At 36.7% G+C, this 1,146-nt stretch carries 2 protein-coding genes; both read right to left on the bottom strand.

The window, feature by feature from the left end; translation table 11 throughout:
- Positions 1-108 precede the first annotated feature (108 nt).
- Complete coding sequence (locus NDJ01_RS19350; RefSeq protein WP_258587167.1) at positions 109-573, bottom strand: hypothetical protein; 465 nt, start codon at positions 571-573, stop codon at positions 109-111.
- Positions 574-730: 157 nt separating this feature from the next.
- On the bottom strand, positions 731-1,146 hold a 416-nt coding region (locus NDJ01_RS19360; RefSeq protein WP_258587168.1), incomplete at its 5' end, for a hypothetical protein.

Here is a 1,146-nt window from a genome sequence, read left to right on the forward strand (position 1 = left end):
TTAAGTGGTGAGCAACGCAACCACCTTACTTAAACTATTGTGCCGTAAACACTAAAGCTGAATCAAACCGAAGATGCCAAGCGTTGGGAATCCGTCTTAAACGCTTTGTTAGTGTTGTAACTCCAACCATACTTTACATTCGTTAAATATAAAAAAATCCCGCTCTGAATCAGACTCGTAGAAATCATGAAATGCCCCATAAATCTTATGTATACCTATATTATCGCCTACAAAGAACTCAATATTTTCATGTAAATCAAATCCAGAAATATCGTGTAAAAGTAACTCAAATTGCTGACTAGGGTTGGCGCTTCTGTAAACTATTTGAGATATATGGTATCTAACTAAAAAATCTATAGCAGCTTCGAATGACGGTTTCTCATGCCCTAGAGATTTAATCATCACTTCAAACATCTCTGACACTACTTCCCATATAGGTTCAGCATCATATACGGCCAAAATTTCATCCGTATATACTCCAGACTTCAATTTGCTCTCAGCAAAAGCTAATAAGTCTTCGGTAGAGAGTCGCCCCGCTACATAGCGAGAAATAAATAAATCATCTTGCTGCACAAATTTTCCTTTCAACACTAACGCCCTGTTAAGGTGTGAGCAACGCAATACCGAAGTTGCTGCATACCACCTCAAACACTAAAACCAACGCATAGTGAAAATGCCATGCGTTGCGAATCACTCTTGAACAGCTTGTTAGGCAAATAGTCAAAGTGATTTAATGCCTTGACCCAATATCATGATCTTCACCACCGCCCTCAATTAACCTTGTTAATTCATCACACAAGACTAAACGATTATTATGTATCGTGAACTGGGCTATAACTTTGACTTTTATAATCGAACCATCTTTTTTGTGGGCTGTTACTACATGATTACTGAAAACAACATTGCCCTCTTGAACCAAAGTAAGAAAGTTGACATCTAATTTACTAATAACTTTCTTCTGTGCCTCTATATGATTTACAAAGCTATCATAATCCAACTCCACTCCATCCACTTTTTGTATATAAGATGGGTCGACGTACTGCTCAATTAATGAAACATCTAACTCCGGCGCCATAAGAACATCTGTAAATAAATTTTTAATAAGTGCTTTTTCTAAACTCATTTCAATTATCATCTCACCAATAT

Source organism: Vibrio sp. HS-50-1 (assembly GCF_024747315.1).
GTDB classification, from domain to species: Bacteria; Pseudomonadota; Gammaproteobacteria; order Enterobacterales; family Vibrionaceae; genus Vibrio; species Vibrio diabolicus.